At 70.2% G+C, this 2650-nt stretch carries 2 protein-coding genes; both read left to right on the top strand.

Going from position 1 to position 2650, the window contains the following annotated elements:
* Positions 1-288 precede the first annotated feature (288 nt).
* A complete protein-coding gene (locus tag AB0K09_RS32135) occupies positions 289-1017 on the top strand; it encodes a transglycosylase SLT domain-containing protein (protein WP_366068922.1) in 729 nt (242 codons plus the stop codon).
* Between the two features lie 115 nt (positions 1018-1132).
* Positions 1133-2650: AI-2E family transporter (locus AB0K09_RS32130; RefSeq protein ID WP_366068921.1), on the top strand; the 1518-nt coding region annotated here is incomplete at its 3' end.

Raw genomic sequence — 2650 nt, 5'->3', positions numbered from 1 at the left:
TCTGAGCTTTCCCACGTGACCCGGAATTGCCTCGGAGTGCGGGATTCAGGCAGAGTCTCAGTCCTGTCAGGCCCCGCATACGGCACTTCGGCCCCTCAGGGGGCGGTGCGCCTCACTCACAACTGAACAGCGTCGCCGTATGCCGCCCGAGCATCACCGCGGACCTCCCGTTCGGGAGGAGCGCACCCGGGTCAGTGCCTTCTGTGACCGGCCGGTCCTCCGGGGCCGGTTCTATCGGAGGCCAGCGCGAGGGGCACGATCGCGTCCGCGAGGTCACCTATGCGGGCGATGCTGGAAGGAAACCGTGTGAGCCGGATTTCGGTCCGGGGATTCGCCGTGGCATCCGCCACCGCGGTCACCACCGTTGGCGCCGTTGTCGGCGTCGCCGCGGGACATGATCAGGGTACGACCGACCGGGTCGAGGCCACCGCGGCCGACACGACGCTGCTGGCGGAACTCCCCGCCGGACAGAACGTCCAGGCACAGACCGCTTCCCTCACGCAGCAGGCCGCCACCCAGGCCGACGCCGCCGACGCGGCCGCCAAGAAGGATGCCGAGGAGGCCGCGCGCAAGCAGGCCGCCGAGGCCGCCACCGCGAAGAAGGAAGCCGCGGAGGCGAAGGAGAAGAAGGACGCCGAGGCAAAGGCGGCCAAGGAGCGCGACCAGGACATTACGAGCCGTTCCGCCACGCGCGACGCCTCGTCCTTCCCGGTCAAGGGCTCCTACTCCGTCGCCGAGGTCCAGGCGATGGCCCGGCAGATCGTCCCGTCCGACCAGTTCCAGTGCTTCAGCCACATCGTGAACAACGAGAGCAGCTGGGACTACACCGCGACCAACGCCTCCTCCGGCGCGTACGGCCTGGTCCAGGCGCTGCCGGCGGGCAAGATGGCCTCCGCGGGCGCCGACTGGCGCACCAACCCGGCCACGCAGATCAAGTGGGGCCTCAGCTACATGAACGAGCAGTACGGCAGCCCGTGCGGCGCCTGGTCGTTCTGGCAGGCGAACAACTGGTACTAGGCCCACGCCATACCCCTTCGAGACCCCCGACCGCGACCGGTCGGGGGTCTTGCGTGTCCGCGCACCCGGGTAACGTTCACCGTGGCCACGGGGGAGTGGGGGTAGAGGAAGAGAAATGTCCAGATTGCCACGATGGGTCGGCGGCCTGGGGTCGGGCCTGATCCGGCTCGCGGAGCACCTCGACGAACGAGCCGAGCGAGCCGAGCGCGTTGCCGCGCAGGGCGAGCCGGGGATCGATCGTGCCCCGGCTCCCGTCACCGTGCCCGCACAGCCGTCGGCGCCGGAGCCGAAGCCGAATCCGCAGCGGCGGGCGGAACCGGAACCGGAGCGCGTGCCGGTGCCGGCGCCGAGCCCCGCACCGGAACCAGCGCCGGAGCCCGCTCCCGAGCCGGATCCGGAACCCGCGCCGAAGCCCGCCCCCGCCCGGAAGGGCGCGTGCGCCCACCGCCCCGATGCCGCGGCCGCGGTGCCCTGGGGCGTACGGGTCGCCGCCGAGGCCGGCTGGCGGCTGCTGGTGCTCGCGGGCACCCTGTGGGTGCTGATGCGCGTGATCAGTGCCGTACGGCTGGTGGTGCTCGCCTTCGTCGTCGGTCTGCTGATCACCGCGCTGCTCCAGCCCACCGTGTCCCTGCTCAAGCGCCGCGGCGTGCCGCGCGGGCTGGCCACGGCCCTGACCTTCACCGGCGGCTTCATCGTCATGGGCCTGGTGTGCTGGTTCGTCGTCTGGCAGGTCACGGAGAATCTCGACGATCTGTCCACGTCGATCCAGCACGGCATCGGCGAGCTGAAGCGCTGGCTGCTCAACAGCCCGTTCCACGTCACCCAGGACCAGATCAACAACATCGCCGACAACCTCAGCCAGGCGATCGGCACCAACACCAAGGACATCACCTCGGCCGGCATAGAGGGCGTCCAGGTGATCCTGGAGGTGCTGACCGGCATCCTGCTGGCGATGTTCAGCACCCTCTTCCTGCTCTACGACGGCCGCAGGATCTGGGAGTGGTTCCTCAAGCTCGTCCCCAGCGCGGCGCGCGAGGGCGTGGCGGGCGCGGGCCCGCGCGCGTGGGCCACGCTGACGGCGTACGTCCGCGGCACGGTGATAGTCGCGCTGATCGACGCGATCTTCATCGGCATCGGGTTGTTCTGCCTGAACGTTCCGATGGCCGTGCCGCTGGCGGTCTTCATCTTCCTCTTCGCCTTCATCCCGCTGGTCGGCGCGGTGGTCTCCGGCGCGCTCGCGGTGGTCGTCGCGCTGGTCACCCGTGATGTCTTCACGGCGCTGATGGTGCTGGTGGTGGTGCTCGCGGTGCAGCAGATCGAGGGCCATGTGCTCCAGCCGTTCATCCTCGGCCGCGCGGTCCGCGTCCACCCCCTTGCCGTCGTCCTCTCGGTGGCCGCCGGCTCGATGGTCGCCGGCATCGGCGGCGCGGTGGTCGCCGTTCCGCTGGTGGCGGTGACCAATACGGTCGTCGGCTACCTACGGGCGTACGCCCGGAGAGAGGCGGCGGGCGGCGAGGCCGTCACGGCGCTGGAGGAAGCCGAGACGCAGCCCTTCATCGTGGGGCTGGTGCTCTTTGCCCTGACCTTCGTCCTGCTGGCGAAGGGGCTCCTGCCGCGGATCAACAAGGTCCTC

Source organism: Streptomyces sp. NPDC049577 (assembly GCF_040675635.1).
Lineage (GTDB): Bacteria > Actinomycetota > Actinomycetes > Streptomycetales > Streptomycetaceae > Streptomyces.
This window is presented reverse-complemented; position numbering and strand designations above follow the sequence as displayed.